Raw genomic sequence first — 18,575 nt, forward strand, 5'->3', positions numbered from 1 at the left:
AGCGGAACCCGGCCGCGTCACCTCCGCGGCGGCGCCGTCGACCCCCGCACCATCAGCTCCGCCGCGATCGTCGCGATGCCTCCGGGCGGCGGCGTCTCCCTGCCCATCGCCAGCCGGCCGGCCCGCGCCCCCGCATCGAACAGCGGCAGCCGTACGGTCGTCAGGGCCGGGACCGCGTCCACCGAGAACGGCAGGTCGTCGAAACCGGCCACGGAGATGTCCTCGGGGATACGTAGACCGCGGTCCCGGATCGCCGCGCTCGCGCCCAGGGCCACGGTGTCGTTGGCGGCGACGATCGCCGTCATCTCCGGTTCGCGGCGCAGGAGTTCGAGCGTCGCGTCGTAACCGGACCGGCGGTCGTACGGGCCGTGCACAGTGAGACGATCCTCGTCCCGGGCGTTCGCGAGACGCCCTTCCATGGTTGTGTCGTCCCCGTACAGGCCCGCCGCCGCCATCGCGTCGCGGTGCCCTTCCAGCCGGTGGCGCGTCGTCGTCCGCTCCACCGGGCCCGCGACATAGCCGATCCGCCGGTGGCCGAGCGTCAGCAGATGCTCGGTGAGACGCCGGCCGCCGCCCCGGTTGTCGAAGGCGAGCGCGGCCACGACCGCTTCGCCCTCGGGCAGCGGGGGCCGCCCGCACAGCACCACCCTGGTCCCGGCGTCCGCGAGTTTCGCCAGCTTCGCCGCCATCGCCGCCTGGTGCGCCGGGTCCTCCACCGCGCCGCCGGTGAGAATGACGGCCGCGGCGCGCTGACGCTGGAGCAGGGTGAGGTAGGTGAGTTCGCGTGCGGGGGAGCCGCCGGTGTTGCAGACGACGGCGAGCTTCTCGCCCCCGGCCCGCCCGGAGCCGTGGCCCGGCCCGCCGATCTCGGTCTGCGCCGCCCCGGCCATGATCCCGAAGAACGGGTCGGCGATGTCGTTGACCAGGATGCCGACCAGGTCGGACGTGGCGGCGGCGAGCGAGCTGGCCGGTCCGTTGAGTACGTAGTCCAGGTCGTCCACCGCGCGCAGCACCCGCTCCCGGGTGGACGTCGCCACCGGGTAGTTGCCGTTGAGCACACGCGACACGGTGGCGGGCGACACCCGGGCGCGAGCCGCCACGTCCGCGAGGGTGACTGTCATCGCTTCCTCCGAGGGTTTTGGACGGAGCCCTCTTGTCCGGGCCGCTGTCGGCAGGCTAGCGTCATACCGCATAGAAAGCGCTTGCTACGGCTGTATGGAGGAAACCTCGTGACACGCAGGACAGTGCGCATCGCCATGAACGGCGTCACGGGTCGCATGGGATACCGGCAGCACCTGGTGCGCTCGATCCTCGCGATCCGCGAGCAGGGCGGCCTCGACCTCGGCGACGGCGAGGTGCTGTGGCCCGAACCCGTCCTCGTCGGCCGCCGCGCCCACGCGCTGGAGGAACTCGCCGACCGGCACGGTCTGACCGAGTGGTCGACCGACCTCGACGCGGTCCTCGCGGACGAGCGCATCGACATCTACTTCGACGCCCAGGTCACCTCGGCCCGCGTCGAAGCGATCAAGAAGGCGATCGCCGCGGGCAAGCACATCTACACCGAGAAGCCCACCGCGACGGACGTCGAGGGCGCCTTGGAACTCGCCCGCCTCGCCAAGGACGCCGGGATCAAGCACGGCGTCGTCCAGGACAAGATCTTCCTGCCGGGCCTGCTGAAGCTGAAGCGCCTCATCGACGGCGGCTTCTTCGGCGAGATCCTCTCCGTGCGCGGCGAGTTCGGCTACTGGGTCTTCGAGGGCGACTGGCAGGAGGCCCAGCGCCCCTCCTGGAACTACCGTGCCGAGGACGGCGGCGGCATCGTCGTCGACATGTTCCCGCACTGGGAGTACGTGCTCCACGAGTTGTTCGGCCAGGTCAAGACCGTTCAGGCGCACGTCCGGACGCACATCCCGCAGCGCTGGGACGAGCAGGGCAAACCGTACGCCGCCACCGCCGACGACGCCGCCTACGGCATCTTCGAGCTGGCCGGTGGCGCCGTCGCCCAGATCAACTCCTCCTGGACCGTCCGCGTCAACCGCGACGAACTCGTCGAGTTCCAGGTCGACGGAACGCACGGCTCCGCCGTTGCCGGGCTGCGCAACTGCCGCATCCAGCACCGCTCGGCCACCCCCAAGCCGGTCTGGAACCCCGACCTCCCGGTCACCGAGTCGTTCCGCGACCAGTGGCAGGAAGTCCCCGACAACGCCGCCTTCGACAACGGTTTCAAGGCCCAGTGGGAACTCTTTCTGCGCCACATCGTGCTCGACGAGCCGTACACCTGGGACCTGATGGCCGGCGCCCGCGGTGTCCAGCTCGCCGAGCTCGGGCTCAAGTCCTCCGCCGAGGGCCGACGCCTGGACGTACCGGAGCTGACGCTGTGACGATCCATCTCCCGCAGGGCCCGTACGAACCCCGCACCACCCCGCTCGACCTCGCACCGGCCGGGGCTCCGCTCGCCTCCCGTACGGTCTTCTCCGCCGCCCATGTCGTCGCCGACCCGTACGCCGACATCAGCCCCGACGACCCCGCGGCCGTCGACTGGGACGCCACCCTCGCCTTCCGCCGCCACCTGTGGTCGCACGGCCTCGGCGTCGCCGAAGCCATGGACACCGCCCAGCGCGGCATGGGCCTGGACTGGGCCGGCGCCGCCGAGCTCATCCGCCGCTCCGCCGCCGAGTCGAAGGCGGTCGGCGGCCGGATCGCGTGCGGCGTCGGCACCGACCAGCTCCCCGCAGGGCCCGCCACGCTCGCCGAGGTGAAGGCCGCGTACGAGGAGCAGCTCACCCTCGTCGAGGAGAGCGGTGCCCGGGCCGTTCTGATGGCGTCCCGTGCCCTCGCCGTCGCGGCGAGCAGCCCCGAGGACTACCTGGAGACGTACGCACATCTGCTGCGCCAGGCCTCGGAGCCGGTCGTCCTGCACTGGCTCGGCCCGATGTTCGACCCCGCGCTGGAGGGCTACTGGGGCTCATCGGACCTCGACGCCGCCACCGACACCTTCCTGAAGGTCATCGCCGAACACCCCGACAAGGTCGACGGCATCAAGATCTCGCTCCTCGACGCCGAGCGCGAGATCGACGTACGCCGCCGACTTCCCGGCGGGGTCCGCTGCTACACCGGCGACGACTTCAACTACCCGGAGCTGATCGCGGGCGACGACCGGGGCTTCAGCCACGCCCTGCTCGGCATCTTCGACCCGCTCGGCCCGCTGGCCGCCCACGCCGTACGCGTCCTGGACACCGGGGACGTGAAGGGCTTCCGCGCACTCCTCGACCCCACGGTCGAGCTGTCCCGGCACCTCTTCCAGGCTCCCACCCGCTTCTACAAGACGGGCGTGGTATTCCTCGCCTGGCTGGCCGGCCACCAGGACCACTTCACGATGGCCGGCGGCCTACAGTCCGCCCGCTCACTGCCCCACCTGGCGAAGGCGTACCAACTCGCCGACCGGCTGGGCCTGTTCCCCGACCCGGAGCTGGCCGAATCCCGGATGCGCGCCCTGCTCACGGTCAACGGAGGTGTCCGGTGACGGACCTGTCGCGCCTGAGCATCAACCAGGAGACCATCAAGCAGTGGTCGCTGCCCGAGCTCACCGAGGGCTGTGTCAAGGCGGGCATCGACAAGGTCGGCCTGTGGCGGGGCCCTGTCCAGGAGTACGGAGTCGAGCGCACCGCGCAGCTCCTGAAGGACGCGGGCCTGACCGTCACCAGCCTCTGCCGGGGCGGCTTCTTCACCGCGCTCGACCCGGCCGAACGGGCCCGCGCCCTGGACGACAACCGCGCCGCGATCGACGAGGCGGCGGCCCTGTCCACCGACACCCTGGTCCTGGTCTCCGGAGGCCTCCCGCCCGGCAGCCGCGATCTCCACGGCGCCCGCGAACGCATCACGGAAGCGCTTGCCGAGCTGGGCCCGTACGCGCGGGAACGCGGCGTACGCCTGGCGATCGAACCGCTGCACCCGATGTTCGCCTCGGACCGCTGCGTCGTCTCCACCCTGTCCCAGGCCCTGGACATCGCGGAGCGATTCCCGGCGGAGCAGGTCGGCGTGGTCGTCGACACGTACCACATCTGGTGGGACGACCAGGCGGCCGCACAGATCGCGAGGGCGGGGGAGGGCGGCCGTATCCACTCGTTCCAGCTGGCGGACTGGATCACCCCGCTCCCGGCGGGCGTACTCGTCGGACGGGGCCAACTCGGCGACGGGAGCGTCGACTTCCGCGCATTCCGCGAGATGGTCGAGGCCACCGGCTTCGACGGACCGATCGAGGTGGAGATCTTCAACGAGGACCTGTGGGCGCGCGACGGCGCCGAAGTCCTCGCGGAGGTCGCGGCGCGGTACGTCGAGCACGCCTGCTGAGAGCGGATTCGAAGCGGTGGGTAAAGACATCGCAAAGGGGTGCAACCCTTCTGCACCCTGCCGGGTCGTATGTTGCGTCGGGCGCTTCCGGGGAGGGATCCGGGGGGATCGGGAAGCCCTGATGGAGGGGGAAAACGAGGGGGGTCCGGTCTTCTGACCGGACCCCATTTCGCCTTACCAGGCCCATCTCGTACGACTGCTGTGGCCGGTCGGACCGGACCGGGCCGACTCGGTGGCCGTCGAGACCGGCTTCATCGCAAGCTGATCAGTAGGCCGAGTTGACGTTGTCGATCGAGCCGTAGCGGTCGGCCGCGTAGTTGCAGGCGGCGGTGATGTTGGCGACCGGGTCGTAGATGTTCCACGAGGTGCCGGGGACGTGGTACGCCTTGAAGGTCGGGTCTATGACCTGGAGCAGACCCTTGGACGGGATGCCCTTGGCGGCATTCGAGTCCCAGTTGTTGATGGCGTTGGGGTTGCCGGAGGACTCGCGCATCAGGTTCTTGTAGATGCCGTTGTAGGAGCCCGGGATGCCCTGCGCCCGCATGATCTCCAGTGACTGGTTGATCCAGGTGCTGACACTGCCGCCGGACTGGGCAGGGGTGGCGGCCGAGGCGGCCGGAGCGCCGACGAGAGAACCGGCGACGACTGCGGCGCCGGCGGCGGCCATGCCCAGCGAGACCTTCTTGGTCTGGGTCATGTGAGCGAACTTCTTGGACATCGCGGAGATCTGCATCGGAAATTACCTCTTCCGTCGGGATGCCAAGAATTCTTAAACGGGGTTCAAGTTCCGGTCAATGACCCTTATTACTATCGGGATACGTACAGGGAACCGGCAACAGTGTCCGAAATGGCCGCAAACGGGCCACAGAACGGCCTCTTTGCCCTACTAAGTCGTATCATAGTGACGCGCACCATATCGCCCACGTCACACGACAGAAGCGTTAAATCATCCCAAAACGGACATGGGTGTATTGTCTGCACTAACCAAAGAGCCCTCTATTTCGCTTCGCCACGCGTAATGAATAAAAAGCGCAATGTAATGAAAGCGTGGTTGGCCCATTCACAGCGGCCTGGGAGCCCGAGGGAGTAGGCACCGAGCATCTCCGGACCACCCGGCGGAATGACGGTCGCTCCCCGGCGGGCAGGCCGTGGGGCTCCGCCTGGGCGGCGTACAGGGACTGGTAGCGGGCGAGCCGGGCGTCCTCGAGCATTGGTGCCAGCGGCTCCAGCCCGGCCTGCGCTTACGCGGAGCGTGGCGCGGTGGGATTCGCTGTCACCAGGATGAGCGGAACGCCATCACAGGGCCGTAGTTGGAGTCCGCCGTGTTCGATGCCGGTGGTCCGGCCGGTTAGTACCGTCGCGAAGATCGGGTCCTTGGCGAGTGAGCCGACCAGGTGGTGAGGGTCGGTGGAGGCGGCGACCCGGCCGCGGGCGTTCACCAGGCGGGCGGGTTCCGGCAGGCGTTGGAGCAGGGGCATGACGACCGCTTCGAAGCGCCGCAGGTAGACGTCGGCAGCCGTAACTCCCATGAAGTGTCCTCCGACCGTCACCGGTGCGGAGAGGGTGAGGCTGTATTCGTCGGAGCAGAGGTAGTCGACGTACGGCCCGGCGACGGCCCGCTGCCCGGTGTCGCGGGGCAGGGTGTACCAGTCCCAGTGGGTGTAGTCGGAGTACGGCGAGTGCTCCGGGTCCAGGTCGAGCAAGAGCGGATGCACGGACCCGTCCACGGCGGTCTGCCACCACTCGAGCCACGCCGGTACGTCGTCGAGCAGTCCTGGCGCCGCGACGAAGCCGAGCCCCGAGACCAGTTCGTACTGGGCGAGGCGGGCATGCAGGCCGGGGCGGAGCGCGGCCAGATCGGCCGAGACCGGACGGCGGCCGCCCGCGACGTCCGGGGCGAGCACCGCCTCGGTGTCCGCAGCAGTCCTGGCCACGGCGTCGAAGACTCCTTCAAGCGCGTCACGGACACGGGCGGCCGCATAGGCGGCGGCCATCTCGTCACGTAGGACCGGTCCGGCCTCGCTTGCGAGGCGGGGACTGTTGCCCATCGGGGGCCTCCTTCGGACGTGGACCGCGCGCACCGTCGGCAGAGCCGAGGCGGAGTTCGATCAGGCGCGCCATGGAGGCCTGCACGCATTGTTCGGCCAGGGCCCTGGCACGGTCATCCGCCCCATCATGCACGGCCGAGATTACGGCGCGGTGACGATCCACGGAGTCCTTGAGGTGCTCGTCCTCGCCGAGCGGGAGGCGCAGCAGTGCCCCCAGTTCGGTCTGGAGAGTGACCTCTTCCCTGGTCAGCCGGGCGGACTGGGCGGCCGCGGCCAGCTCGACATGGAAGCGCCCGACGATGCGACTGCGCGCCCCGGAGTCCTTGGTGTCCACCAACTCTCCTAGAGACCTGCGCAGTTGCTGCAGATCATCGGGCTCGGTGCGCTGGGTCGCGAGCCGGGCGGCGGTCCCGGACACGGCCGCCCAGTGGTCGGCGAGATCGCGGAGTTCCTCGGTGCTCCACTCGGCGAGACGGGCCAGGAGCCGGTCCTCCGCGGGGCCGTCGGGCACGGTGACGAAGCTGCCTCCGCCACGCCCTCTGCGGGTGGTGACCAGCCCCTGCTGCCGCAAGGCCATCAGGGCTTCCCGCAGGGTCACGGTGGAGACGCCGAGCTGGGCCGCAAGGTCGGTCTCGCCGGGGAGTTGCTCGCCGTCGGCGAGCAGTCCGAGGTCGATGGCGTCACCGAGCCGCCGCACGACGGCGTCCACGCGGGCCAGGGTGTCGACGGGCGTGAAGACGACTCTGCGGGCGCCGGGTTTGTCTCGGTTCACGATCACCACCTTGCCAGTTGGCACAGCCTTTACCTTAGCGGGGCCTTGAAATTAGAACTATGACTTCATATGTTTACGGCCAACTCCCGACAGCACCAGAAAGGTTCCCGCCCATGGAGGGAATGGCCATTCGGCTGCAGAACCTGCGCAAGACGTTCGGCAGGACAGAGGCCGTGGCCGGAGTCGAACTGGAGATCGCGGACGGCGAGTTCTTCTCGATGCTGGGACCGTCCGGCTCCGGCAAGACCACGGTGCTCCGGATGATCGCCGGGTTCGAGGCCCCCACCAGCGGAACCGTCGAGCTCGCGGGCTCCGATGTCACCCGTCTGGCGCCCTTCGAGCGCGACGTGCACACCGTCTTCCAGGACTACGCGCTATTCCCGCACATGACCGTGGAGCAGAACGTCGCCTACAGCCTCAAGGTCCGCAAAGTGCCCAAGCCCGAGCGTCTGAAGCAGGCCAGGGAGGCTCTGGCGAGCGTACGTCTCGCGGACTTCGGCACGCGCCGCCCGTCCCAGCTCTCCGGAGGCCAGTGCCAGCGCGTGGCCCTGGCCCGCGCCCTGGTCGGCCGGCCGAAGGTGCTGCTGCTCGACGAGCCGCTGGGCGCCCTCGACCTCAAGCTGCGCGAGCAGATGCAGGTCGAGCTCAAGGCGATCCAGCGCGAGGTCGGCATCACCTTCGTCTTCGTCACCCACGACCAGGAGGAGGCGCTGACGATGAGCGACCGGATCGCGGTCTTCAACCAGGGGCGCGTCGAGCAGGTCGGCACTCCGGCCGAGATATACGAACGTCCCGCCACGCCGTTCGTCGCCGGCTTCGTCGGTACGTCGAACCTGCTGACCGACGACGCCGCGGAGCAGGTCGTGGGCGACCGGGCGACGTACAGCATCCGGCCGGAGAAGATCCGCGTACTCAAGGAATCAGCACTCGCCGACGAGCCGCGGCACTCCCGCGCCACCGGCACCGTCGCGGAGGTCGTCTACCTGGGGGACGCCACCCGCTTCCTGGTGGACCTCGACGCGGGTGGCCGGCTCACCGCCCTCCAGCAGAACCTGGAGACCTCGTCCGAGGACGTCGCCGCCTTCCGCGGCTCCCGGGTCACGCTCCAGTGGCACCAACGGCACAACTTCAGGGTCCCTGGGACCCGGTGACCGCGCGGACACGCGCAACACAACCTCCGGGCCCCTGAAGTCCGGTGACCGTACACACCCGCACACACCCTTCCCCGCCCTTCCACCCCCGTCCGTGGAGATCCCTGTGCGTCTGAACCGAACGTCCCGAGCAGCGGCCGCGCTCGGCGCCCTGCTCCTTGCCACCGCCTGCGGTTCTTCGGACACCGCCGGGACATCGCCCGGCGGCAGCGGCTTCACCCCGCCGAAGCTCGCCGCGCAGAAGTCCCTCGGCAAGACGGAGGGGCAGGTGAACCTGATCGCCTGGGCCGGGTACGCCGAGGACGGCTCGAACGACCCGAAGGTCGACTGGGTCACCGACTTCGAGAAGCAGACCGGCTGTCAGGTCAACACCAAGACCGCGGGCACCTCCGACGAGATGGTCAGCCTGATGAAGACCGGCCAGTACGACGCGGTCTCGGCCTCCGGCGATGCGTCGCTGCGCCTGATCGCGTCCGGCGACGCCGCACCCGTCAACACCGGGCTGGTACCCAACTACAAGGATGTCTTCTCCGGGCTCAAGGACCAGCAGTGGAACTCGGTCAAGGGTGTCCCCTACGGCATCCCGCACGGCCGTGGCGCCAATCTCCTGATGTACAACACGAAGAACGTCTCCCCGGCACCCGACTCCTGGTCCGCGGTCTTCGACAAGTCCTCGGCGTACAAGGGGAAGGTCACGGCGTACGACTCGCCCATCTACATCGCGGACGCCGCCCTGTACCTGATGAAGAGCAAGCCGTCCCTCGGCATCAAGGACCCGTACGCCCTGGACCAGAAGCAGTTCGACGCCGCGGTCGCCCTGCTCAAGGAGCAGAACGCGAACGTCGGCGAGTACTGGAGCGACTACCTCAAGGAGGTCTCCGCCTTCAAGAGCGGTGACTCCGTGGTCGGCACCACCTGGCAGGTCATCCTGAACACCGCCCAGGCCGAGAAGGTCCCGGTCGAGGCCGTCCTTCCCAAGGAGGGCGCCACCGGCTGGTCCGACACCTGGATGATCTCCGCGAAGGCGAAGCACCCGAACTGCGCCTACAAGTGGATGGACTGGATCGTCTCCCCGAAGGTGAACGCACAGGTCGCCGAGTACTTCGGCGAGGCCCCCTCCAACGCCAAGGCGTGTGCGGAGACCGCCGACAAGAACCACTGCACCACGTATCACGCGGCCGATGAGTCGTACTGGAAGCAGGTCCACTTCTGGACCACACCCATCCCGCAGTGCGTGGACGGACGCACGGACACCAAGTGCGTGCCCTACGCCAAGTGGGTCCAGGCCTGGACCGAGATCAAGGGCTGAGGGTTACCCGCCGATGACCGACACCGCGCATGCCGCCGGACCCGTCCGGCGGCTCGCCGGGATCCTGCACCGACGCCCCCGGCTGCAGCTGTCCCTGCTGCTCTCCGCGCCGCTGGCCTGGCTCGTCCTGGCCTACCTCGGCTCGCTCACCGTGCTGTTCCTGTCCGCGTTCTGGACCACGGACGCCTTCACCTCGAACGTGGTGAAGATCTGGAACACGGACAACTTCACCGCGCTGTTCACCACCGACGTCTACCGGCAGGTCGCCCTGCGCAGCGTCGGCGTCGCCCTCGCGGTCACCGTGCTGTGTGTCCTGATCGCCTTCCCCGTCGCTTTCTACACAGCCCGCATCGCGCAGCCCAGGTGGCGGCCGCTCCTCGTCGTGGCGATCCTCACTCCGCTGTGGGCCAGCTACCTCGTCAAGGCGTACGCCTGGCGACTCATCCTCGCCCAAGGCGGTCTGCTCGACTGGCTGTTGGGGCCGCTCGGCATCAAAGGGCCCGGTTACGGTCTGACCGCGACCGTCCTCGTGCTGACGTACCTGTGGCTGCCGTACATGGTCCTGCCGATCCACGCCGGGCTCGAACAGCTCCCGGCCAACCTCCTGGACGCCTCCGCCGACCTCGGCGCCCGCACCGGCAGAACCTTCCGCGCCGTGGTGCTGCCGATGGTCCTTCCGTCCGTCGCGGCCGGCTCGGTCTTCACCTTCTCGCTCAGCCTCGGCGATTACATCGCCGTGCAGATCGTCGGCGGCAAGACCCAGCTCATCGGCAATCTCGTCTACTCCAACATCACTCTGGACCTGCCGCTGGCCGCCGCGCTCGGCACAGTGCCGGTGGTCATCATCGTGCTCTATCTGCTCGCGGTGCGCCGCACCGGAGCCCTCAGCAGCCTCTGACGGTCCGCATCGCATCACGCACAGCGAAGGTCCCTACGATGAATCTCTCCCGCCCCGCGCGCATCACCGTGCGCATCGCCGCCGGGCTCGGCTTCGCGGTGATTTACGTCCCGCTGTTCCTGGTCCTCGTCAACTCCCTCAACCCGGACCGTAGTTCGGGCTGGCCGCCGCCCGGACTCACCTTCGACTGGTGGGTCGATGCCTGGCACAGCTCCGGCGCCCGCAGCGCGCTGTGGACCTCACTCAGGGCCGGGCTCGGCGCGACCGCGATCGCCCTGGTCCTCGGCACGCTCGTCGCCTTCGCCTGCCAGCGCTACAAGTTCTTCGGACGCGAGGCCATCTCCTTCGTGGTCGTCCTGCCGATCGCGCTGCCCGGCATCGTCACCGGCGTCGCGCTCAACACCGCCTTCCGCACGATCCTCGAACCGCTCGGCGTGGGCCTCGGCCTGTTCACCGTCATCGTCGGACACGCCACCTTCTGCATCGTGGTCGTCTTCAACAACGTGATCGCCCGGCTGCGCCGGATGCCGGGATCGTACGAGGAGGCCGCCATGGACCTCGGGGCGCACACCTTCCGTACGTTCGTCGACGTCACCTTCCCGCTGGTGCGCTCCGCGCTCGTCGCGGGCGGGCTCCTCGCCTTCGCACTCTCCTTCGACGAGATCGTCGTGACGACCTTCACTGCAGGGCCCGGCGTCCAGACCCTCCCCGTCTGGATCTTCTCCAACATGGCCCGGCCCCAACAGGCACCCGTCGTCAACGTCGTCGCCGCCGTCCTGGTCCTGCTCTCCGTCATACCGATCTATCTCGCCCAACGGCTGTCGTCGGACACCGCCTCCGGCAGTCGTATCTGAGAGGAGCGGCGCCCACGTCTCAAGAAGCTTCCTGGGCACCAAGGCCGTCGCCCGGGTCGCCTTCATCGGAAGGGGGCCCGGAGCGGATCACGTACGCGAACGAGGAGAACGGGTACTGGCCGCGATGTTCCACCAGTCCGCCCTCCCGGTCGCCGAGAGTCTTTTCGACGGCGAGGATGACGTGCTGGGGCTGCTACGCGATCCGGCCCTGCGTGAGGAGTTTCTCGGAGGTGCGTGACAATGCCCCGCATCCGTTCGCCGTGGTCGATCGGTTGCGAGGCACGAAACGCGTCAGACCGCGATGCGGTCGCCCTTGACCGCCGCGACGAACGACGACCAGCCGTCGGCGGAGAAGACGAGCGCGGGGCCGTTCGGGGTCTTGCTGTCGCGAACGGGGATGGCGGCGTAGCCGTCGGCGACCTCAAGGCACTCTCCGTTGCCGCCGCCGCTGTAGCTGGACTTGCGCCACCCGGTCAGCGCCCTGGCGTCAGTGATGGTGGGCTCGGTGCTGTGCATGTTCGTGCTCCTCCGCGATGGCTCTAACGAGGGTCACTGACTCCTGATGCGGGGCCGCGTCGCCCAAGGCGAGAGTGTAGGCCGTCTGGCAGGCGTCAACCAGCGCCGGATCATCCATCAGATGTCCAGTTTGAAGACCCTCGACGTACGCGACCGGAGCGGCATCCGCGAAGTTCAGCAGGTAGACCATGCTCTCCAGGAGTGCGTGTGCTCCCGATGCGAAAGTCAGCACGTGCAGACGCAGACGACCGGACTCGGCCATGTCCGCCACTTTGCGCAGCTGTTCCGCCATGACGCGCGGCCCGCCGACGCAGCGCCTGAGTGCCGACTCGTCGAGCAGTGTCCAGGCAATTGGAGTCGACGACTTACTGAGTAGCCGACCGCGCTCCATGCGGTTGACAACGAACTCGTCAAGTTCTTCCGCACGGTAGTTGGGGAGATATGCCTGGAACACGGCACGGGCATATCCCTCCGTCTGGAGTAGGCCAGGGATGAGAGACGCGGCGTACTGGCGGATCTCCGTAGCCTCGCGCTCCAACTCGGCGGCCACCGCGAAGTACCGGGCGAACTTCGAATCCAAGTCTCCCAACCAGCGGACGAAGAAGCCGTCAGTCTTCAACGCGATGTCGAGGCGGTGCGCGTCATCCGGCTTCGGCAGTCGCCGCCCCGCCTCGTAATGACTGATCAGCGTCGGCGAGCACACCACCTGATCACCCAGGGCCTCCTGAGTCAGCCCCGCCGCTGTCCGCCGTAGCCTCAGCTCCTCCCCGTACTTCTCTCTCGGCGTACGCGGCTTGCGGTTCATCGCCATGCGGCCCCAACTCCCCTTTCTGACCGGCGGGCTGTCAAGCCCGAACCCCTGGAGCGTAGCCACGCCCGGCCTCACTCTGTGATGAGTTCGCTACAGAACGCATCCGTTCGTGGGTAATCAGAGGGAGAGCACGCCGACATGAAGGATCTCGTCCGCCGGTTCACCGAGTCGCTGGTGCGGCTGGTGCGCCCGGTCCCCGACACCGTCCATCCGTACTCCTGCGTGTACGTGGCCGGCCCCACCGCCCGCCGTACCGGTGAGCGTCCGCCGCGTGGGGAGGACAGCCCGCTGGTCCGTCCGTATCTCGTAGCGCACGAGCGGCAGATGACCGAGGCGCGGCGTCGGCGGCGCACGCTGTGGCTCGCCGTGCACGGTGTGGACGTCGGGCCCCGGCCCCTCCGCGGAGCCGAGGCCGCCGCGTGAACGGGGAGCCGTGCGAACACCACACGTTCAGGTTGCTGCCCTGGACGGAGTCGGAGGGCAAGCCGTGTTACCTCCTGGGGGACGGCGCCGGCTATGTGTCACGGATGGCGGACGGCGTCGAGAGCGTCCAACTCGGCATGGCGGGCGACCTGCTCGGCCACGCCGCCGACCTGCTGGCGGACCGACGGGTCACAGAGGTGGAGCTCCACTTCCTCGCCAGCCGGCTGAGCGAGTCGCTGCAGGAGGTCAAGCGGGTCGCGGAGAGCCGAGGGGCGCGACTGAACGCGAGTGGGCACGTTCCGGACAACGACATGCCGGGACACCGAGAACCGGACATCAACAACCCGTGAGTCGGTAAGCCGCTTGGCGAGCTCCCGGACTGTCGCCAAACCTGTTCACGCAGCTCAGAGAACATGTGACAGTACGGGAGCTTACGGATGGCCATTTCCAGGCCGCGCACGAGTCAGTGTCCCTGCCCGGACCCGCGAGTCAGACGGCTACGGCCGAGACATCGGCTTCGGGCAGTGTGGCGGCGTACGCCTCGATGTCGTCGGTGTCGGAGGTGAGCACGCTGCCTCCTCCGTGGACGGCCGCGATGAGGACGGCCAGGGCATCCACCGGGTCGGGTCGTTTCTTGGGGGGCAGTGCGGCCGCGCCGATCATGTCGCCGATCGTTTTCCAGCCTGCGATGGCCATTCCCCCCGCACAGGGGAGGCAGCGGGGCATCAGGTCCGCGGGGCAGCGGGCCCTGACTGCTGGATATACGACGACGTCGGCGAGAAGGCGCTTCCAGGCGTAGGCGGTTTTCGGGCTCGTTCGCCAGGCCTGCGAGAGGGCCGGACCAGGGACGACCGGCTGGTGTCCGCCGGCCGCGACGAAGCCCTTGTGCAGGATGTGTGCCCGACGGTCCTGGCTCACCAGTGCCATCAGCATTCCTGTGTCGTAGACGACGACATTCACGCGGCGGCCTCATCGTGCGAGGGGCGGCCGAGGATCGCGTCGACCTCCGCCCGTTCCTCTCTGGTCAGTTCGATCTCGTCGCCTGCCCAGGTGCCGGTGCCCGCCTGTTCCTCGGCCTCCGCGCGGGCCTCCTCGAACGACTTGAAGATCTTCTTGACGCGGTCCTGCTGGTCCATCTGCGCTTGTGCGGCGATCGTGAGAAACGTGGAGACGTCGAGTCCGGCGTCTGCGGCGTGTTCTCTGATCCGGTCCCGAACTTCGGCCGGCATGCTGATCGAAAAGCGCTCGGTTGCCATGCCATTACGGTAACACCGAGTGTTACGGGGTGTCGTGGGTCAGGCGAGGGATGTCGTACCTGCCGGGTACCGTCGAGGCATGTCCAACATGGCCGTCCTCGAAGGTGTGCTGGAGCGCATCACCTACGCCAACGAGGAGAACGGGTACACCGTCGCCCGCGTCGACACCGGTCGGGGCGCGGGTGATCTGCTCACCGTGGTCGGCTCGCTGCTCGGGGCGCAGGTCGGCGAGTCGCTGCGGATGGAGGGGCGCTGGAGCTCGCACTCCCAGTACGGCAAGCAGTTCACGGTGGAGAACTACACGACTGTGCTGCCCGCCACCATCCAGGGCATTCGCCGCTATCTCGGCTCCGGACTGATCAAGGGCATCGGCCCGGTGATGGCCGACCGGATCACCACCCACTTCGGCGTCGACACGCTCGACATCATCGAGCAGCAGCCGAAGCGGCTCGTCGAGGTCCCCGGGCTCGGGCCGAAGCGGACGAAGATGATCGCCGCCGCCTGGGAGGAGCAGAAGGCGATCAAGGAGGTGATGGTCTTCCTCCAGGGTGTGGGTGTCTCCACCTCCATCGCCGTCCGTATCTACAAGAAGTACGAGGACGCGTCGATCTCCGTCGTGAAGAACCAGCCCTACCGGCTGGCCGTCGACGTCTGGGGCATCGGGTTCCTCACCGCCGACAAGATCGCCCAGGCCGTCGGCATACCGCACGACAGCCCGGAGCGGGTGAAGGCCGGACTGCAGTACGCGCTGTCGCAATCCACCGACCAGGGGCACTGCTTCCTCCCGGAGGAGCGGCTGATCGCCGATGCGGTCAAGCTGCTCCAGGTCGATACGGGGCTGGTCATTGAGTGCCTCGCCGAACTGGCCGAGGATCCGGAGGGCGTCGTACGGGAGAAGGTGCCGTCGCCCGAGGGAGGCGAGCCGATCACCGCGATCTACCTCGTACCGTTCCACCGCGCCGAGGTCGCTCTCGCCGCGCAGGTGCAGAGGCTGCTGCGGACACCCGAGGACCGGCTGCCGGCCTTCCAGGACGTGGACTGGGACAAGGCGTTGACGTGGCTCGCCGGTCGTACCGGGGCGACGCTCGCCCCCGAGCAGGAGGCGGCCGTGCGGCTCGCGCTCAGCCGGAAGGTCGCCGTGCTGACCGGCGGACCCGGCTGCGGCAAGTCGTTCACGGTCCGCTCCATCGTCGAGCTGGCCCGTGCCAAGCGCGCAAAGGTCGTTCTGGCCGCACCCACCGGGCGGGCCGCCAAACGGCTGTCCGAGCTGACCGGCGCCGAGGCGTCCACCGTGCACCGGCTGCTGGAGCTGAGGCCGGGCGGGGACGCGGCCTACGACCGGGACCGTCCGCTGGACGCCGATCTCGTCGTCGTCGACGAGGCGTCGATGCTCGATCTGCTGCTCGCCAACAAGCTGCTCAAAGCCGTGGCACCCGGTGCCCATCTGCTGCTTGTCGGGGATGTCGACCAGCTGCCCTCGGTCGGCGCGGGGGAGGTGCTGCGCGATCTGCTCGCCGAGGGCGGACCCGTCCCCGCGGTCCGGCTGACGACGATCTTCCGCCAGGCCCAGCAGTCCGGTGTCGTCACCAACGCCCACCGGATCAACTCCGGGACGCCGCCGCTCACCCAGGGCCTGAGCGACTTCTTCCTCTTCGTCGAGGACGAGACGGAGGATGCGGGCGTCCTCGCGGTGGACGTCGCCGCCCGTCGTATTCCGGCCAAATTCGGCCTCGACCCGAGGCGTGACGTCCAGGTCCTCGCCCCCATGCACCGCGGTCCGGCCGGCGCGGGCACGCTCAACGGACTCCTTCAGCAGGCCATCACCCCGGCCCGTCCCGACCTGCCCGAGAAACGGATGGGCGGCCGGGTCTTCCGGGTCGGTGACAAGGTCACCCAGATCCGAAACAACTACGACAAGGGGGAGAACGGCGTCTTCAACGGCACGGTCGGCGTCGTCACCTCGCTCGACCTCGATGAACAGCAGCTGACGGTCCTCACCGACGAGGACGAGGAGATCCCGTACGACTTCGACGAGCTGGACGAGCTGGCCCACGCGTACGCCATGACGATCCACCGCTCCCAGGGCAGCGAGTACCCGGCCGTCGTCATCCCCGTCACCAAGAGCGCCTGGATGATGCTCCAGCGGAACCTGCTGTACACGGCCGTGACGAGGGCCAAGAAGCTCGTCGTGCTGGTCGGCTCCCGGCAGGCGATCGGCCAGGCGGTCCGCACGGTTTCCGCAGGCAGACGCTGTACGGCGCTGGATTACCGGTTGCGCGGAGGGTCGGGCGGAGGATCAGCGGAAAAAATGATCGATCAAATCGGTGGCAAACATCACGGAGCCCTTCCGGAACCGGAGTCAAGGGGGCAGGATGAGTAACTTGGCGGCACTGAGTGCCGCCAGTAGGTCCAATGGACGACCCCGAGTGCACTCTCCTGAGCCAAATGGGGGAGGGTGGAGACAGTCAGGGAACCTCGAAGAAGAGGCACTACGTCGGTGAGGGATGACGTGAGCGACAACTCTGTAGTACTGCGGTACGGCGATGACGAGTACACCTACCCGGTGATCGACAGCACCGTCGGCGACAAGGGCTTCGACATCGGGAAGCTCCGGGCAAATACCGGCCTGGTGACGCTGGACAGCGGATACGGCAACACCGCCGCATATAAATCCGCCATCACCTACCTCGACGGCGAGAAGGGCATCCTGCGGTACCGCGGCTTTCCCATCGAGCAGCTCGCCGAGCGCTCGACGTTCCTGGAAGTCGCGTACACGCTCATCAACGGTGAGCTTCCCAAGGTCGACGAGCTGTCGACCTTCAAGAACGAGATCACCCAGCACACGCTGCTGCACGAGGACGTCAAGCGGTTCTTCGACGGCTTCCCGCGCGACGCCCACCCGATGGCCATGCTGTCCTCGGTCGTCAGCGCGCTGTCCACGTTCTACCAGGACAGCCACAACCCGTTCGACGAGGAGCAGCGCCACCTCTCGACGATCCGCCTGCTGGCCAAGCTGCCGACGATCGCCGCGTACGCGTACAAGAAGTCGATCGGTCACCCCTTCGTCTACCCGCGTAACGACCTCGGGTACGTCGAGAACTTCCTGCGCATGACCTTCTCGGTCCCGGCCCAGGAGTACGAGCTGGACCCGGTCGTCGTCTCCGCGCTCGACAAGCTGTTCATCCTGCACGCGGACCACGAGCAGAACTGTTCGACCTCCACCGTGCGTCTGGTCGGTTCCTCGCAGGCGAACATGTTCGCCTCGATCTCCGCCGGTATCTCGGCGCTGTGGGGCCCGCTGCACGGTGGCGCCAACCAGTCGGTGCTGGAGATGCTCGAGGGCATCCAGGCCAACGGCGGCGATGTCGACTCCTTCATCCGCAAGGTGAAGAACAAGGAGGACGGCGTCCGGCTGATGGGCTTCGGCCACCGGGTCTACAAGTCCTTCGACCCGCGCGCCAAGATCATCAAGGCTGCGGCCCACGACGTGCTGTCGGCGCTCGGCAAGTCCGACGAGCTGCTCGACATCGCGCTGAAGCTGGAGGAGCACGCGCTCTCCGACGAGTACTTCGTCTCGCGCAACCTCTACCCCAACGTGGACTTCTACACGGGTCTGATCTACCGGGCCATGGGCTTCCCGAGCGAGATGTTCACCGTGCTCTTCGCGCTCGGCCGGCTCCCCGGCTGGATCGCCCAGTGGCACGAGATGATCAAGGAGCCGGGATCCCGCATCGGCCGCCCGCGCCAGATCTACACCGGCGAGGTCCTGCGCGACTTCGTCCCGGTCGAGGGCCGCTGAATCCCGTAGCACCCCCTGCACCACCCCGGCCGCTGCGGCCGGGCTGCCTTCGCCCCGCGTACCGCGCTTTCGCACAGAGCGCGGTGTCCGGGGCGATTCGCGTACCCGGCCCGCCCCCGCACGCAGCGAGAAGCGCCCCGCCATCGATCCCCCCACGGGCCGACAGCGAGGCGCTTCCCATATCCCGGAGCGGATTCCCCCCACGGGATCCGGCCGGGCGTCTGCGGGAGCCGAAGCTCCTGGGTATTCCTCGGTGCTGCTGCACTACGTCACTGCGGTTGCACGTCTCGCGGTCTGCCGGGGTACGTACCTTCGGGAGGGCCGCTCAAAGCTCCCCGGTGCACGTGCCCCGGCCAACGCTTGCCTGAAGCATCCCCCAAGACGCTTC

Annotated in this window: 19 protein-coding genes; 11 read left to right on the forward strand and 8 right to left on the reverse strand. The window is 68.2% G+C overall.

All coding sequences use genetic code 11. From position 1 onward, the window contains the following. Window positions 1–17 precede the first annotated feature (17 nt). A complete protein-coding gene (locus OH809_RS27885) occupies window positions 18–1,121 on the reverse strand; it encodes a LacI family DNA-binding transcriptional regulator (protein ID WP_406419613.1) in 1,104 nt (367 codons plus the stop codon). A gap of 108 nt (window positions 1,122–1,229) precedes the next feature. On the opposite strand from OH809_RS27885, the gene OH809_RS27890 reads away from it, so the two are divergent. The 3 genes from OH809_RS27890 to OH809_RS27900 are packed head-to-tail and all read left to right on the forward strand — an operon-like array spanning window position 1,230 to window position 4,350. After that, window positions 1,230–2,381: a Gfo/Idh/MocA family protein gene (locus OH809_RS27890; protein ID WP_406515779.1), complete on the forward strand. Its 1,152-nt coding sequence runs from the start codon at window positions 1,230–1,232 to the stop codon at window positions 2,379–2,381. Then, on the forward strand, window positions 2,378–3,523 hold the full coding sequence (locus OH809_RS27895; protein ID WP_406515780.1) for a dihydrodipicolinate synthase family protein: 1,146 nt from the start codon (window positions 2,378–2,380) through the stop codon (window positions 3,521–3,523). Before OH809_RS27890 ends, OH809_RS27895 begins: the two co-directional genes overlap by 4 nt. After that, window positions 3,520–4,350: a sugar phosphate isomerase/epimerase family protein gene (locus tag OH809_RS27900; protein WP_406419607.1), complete on the forward strand. Its 831-nt coding sequence runs from the start codon at window positions 3,520–3,522 to the stop codon at window positions 4,348–4,350. The genes OH809_RS27895 and OH809_RS27900 overlap by 4 nt, the downstream gene beginning before the upstream one ends. 265 nt (window positions 4,351–4,615) lie before the next feature. Here OH809_RS27900 and OH809_RS27905 read toward each other — a convergent pair whose 3' ends face one another. From OH809_RS27905 to OH809_RS27915, 3 genes are all read right to left on the reverse strand, one after another. Beyond that, window positions 4,616–5,083, reverse strand: a complete 468-nt coding sequence (locus OH809_RS27905) for a transglycosylase SLT domain-containing protein (RefSeq protein WP_406419605.1) — start codon at window positions 5,081–5,083, stop codon at window positions 4,616–4,618. Window positions 5,084–5,591: 508 nt separating this feature from the next. Beyond that, the gene (locus tag OH809_RS27910) at window positions 5,592–6,344 is read right to left on the reverse strand and encodes a cache domain-containing protein (RefSeq protein WP_406516289.1); all 753 of its coding nucleotides are present in this window, start codon (window positions 6,342–6,344) and stop codon (window positions 5,592–5,594) included. Window positions 6,345–6,348: 4 nt separating this feature from the next. Next, on the reverse strand, window positions 6,349–7,170 hold the full coding sequence (locus tag OH809_RS27915; protein ID WP_406515781.1) for a FadR/GntR family transcriptional regulator: 822 nt from the start codon (window positions 7,168–7,170) through the stop codon (window positions 6,349–6,351). Between the two features lie 113 nt (window positions 7,171–7,283). On the opposite strand from OH809_RS27915, the gene OH809_RS27920 reads away from it, so the two are divergent. The 4 genes from OH809_RS27920 to OH809_RS27935 all read left to right on the forward strand — a co-directional run bounded on the left by OH809_RS27920 (window position 7,284) and on the right by OH809_RS27935 (window position 11,382). Then, entirely contained in the window at window positions 7,284–8,321 is a 1,038-nt protein-coding gene (locus OH809_RS27920; RefSeq protein WP_406515782.1) for an ABC transporter ATP-binding protein, read from the forward strand. Window positions 8,322–8,427: 106 nt separating this feature from the next. Further along, complete coding sequence (locus OH809_RS27925) at window positions 8,428–9,630, forward strand: ABC transporter substrate-binding protein (protein WP_406515783.1); 1,203 nt, start codon at window positions 8,428–8,430, stop codon at window positions 9,628–9,630. Between the two features lie 13 nt (window positions 9,631–9,643). After that, the gene (locus OH809_RS27930; RefSeq protein WP_406515784.1) at window positions 9,644–10,528 is read left to right on the forward strand and encodes an ABC transporter permease; all 885 of its coding nucleotides are present in this window, start codon (window positions 9,644–9,646) and stop codon (window positions 10,526–10,528) included. Window positions 10,529–10,566: 38 nt separating this feature from the next. Then, window positions 10,567–11,382, forward strand: a complete 816-nt coding sequence (locus tag OH809_RS27935; RefSeq protein WP_406515785.1) for an ABC transporter permease — start codon at window positions 10,567–10,569, stop codon at window positions 11,380–11,382. Between the two features lie 291 nt (window positions 11,383–11,673). Here the strand turns inward: OH809_RS27935 and OH809_RS27940 are convergent, their stop codons facing one another. Together OH809_RS27940 and OH809_RS27945 are read right to left on the reverse strand one after the other, a co-directional pair. Continuing rightward, entirely contained in the window at window positions 11,674–11,898 is a 225-nt protein-coding gene (locus OH809_RS27940) for a DUF397 domain-containing protein (RefSeq protein WP_406515786.1), read from the reverse strand. Then, on the reverse strand, window positions 11,870–12,709 hold the full coding sequence (locus OH809_RS27945; protein ID WP_406515787.1) for a Scr1 family TA system antitoxin-like transcriptional regulator: 840 nt from the start codon (window positions 12,707–12,709) through the stop codon (window positions 11,870–11,872). The genes OH809_RS27940 and OH809_RS27945 overlap by 29 nt, the downstream gene beginning before the upstream one ends. A gap of 138 nt (window positions 12,710–12,847) precedes the next feature. Here OH809_RS27945 and OH809_RS27950 point away from each other — a divergent pair, with 138 nt between their 5' ends. After that, on the forward strand, window positions 12,848–13,132 hold the full coding sequence (locus OH809_RS27950; protein WP_406419599.1) for a hypothetical protein: 285 nt from the start codon (window positions 12,848–12,850) through the stop codon (window positions 13,130–13,132). Then, entirely contained in the window at window positions 13,129–13,482 is a 354-nt protein-coding gene (locus OH809_RS27955) for a hypothetical protein (protein ID WP_406515788.1), read from the forward strand. Before OH809_RS27950 ends, OH809_RS27955 begins: the two co-directional genes overlap by 4 nt. A 139-nt stretch (window positions 13,483–13,621) precedes the next feature. Here the strand turns inward: OH809_RS27955 and OH809_RS27960 are convergent, their stop codons facing one another. Both OH809_RS27960 and OH809_RS27965 read right to left on the reverse strand, forming a co-directional pair. Continuing rightward, window positions 13,622–14,092: a hypothetical protein gene (locus OH809_RS27960; RefSeq protein ID WP_406419595.1), complete on the reverse strand. Its 471-nt coding sequence runs from the start codon at window positions 14,090–14,092 to the stop codon at window positions 13,622–13,624. Continuing rightward, a complete protein-coding gene (locus OH809_RS27965) occupies window positions 14,089–14,388 on the reverse strand; it encodes a hypothetical protein (RefSeq protein WP_359107039.1) in 300 nt (99 codons plus the stop codon). Before OH809_RS27965 ends, OH809_RS27960 begins: the two co-directional genes overlap by 4 nt. 79 nt (window positions 14,389–14,467) lie before the next feature. Here OH809_RS27965 and OH809_RS27970 point away from each other — a divergent pair, with 79 nt between their 5' ends. Further along, window positions 14,468–16,768 carry an ATP-dependent RecD-like DNA helicase gene (locus OH809_RS27970; protein ID WP_406515789.1) on the forward strand — a complete coding sequence of 767 codons (2,301 nt, stop codon included), beginning with the start codon at window positions 14,468–14,470 and terminating at the stop codon, window positions 16,766–16,768. A 129-nt stretch (window positions 16,769–16,897) separates the two neighbouring features. Further along, complete coding sequence (locus OH809_RS27975) at window positions 16,898–18,187, forward strand: citrate synthase (protein WP_406515790.1); 1,290 nt, start codon at window positions 16,898–16,900, stop codon at window positions 18,185–18,187. Window positions 18,188–18,575 lie beyond the last annotated feature (388 nt).

Source organism: Streptomyces sp. NBC_00873, assembly GCF_045207415.1.
In the GTDB taxonomy this organism is placed as follows: domain Bacteria; phylum Actinomycetota; class Actinomycetes; order Streptomycetales; family Streptomycetaceae; genus Streptomyces.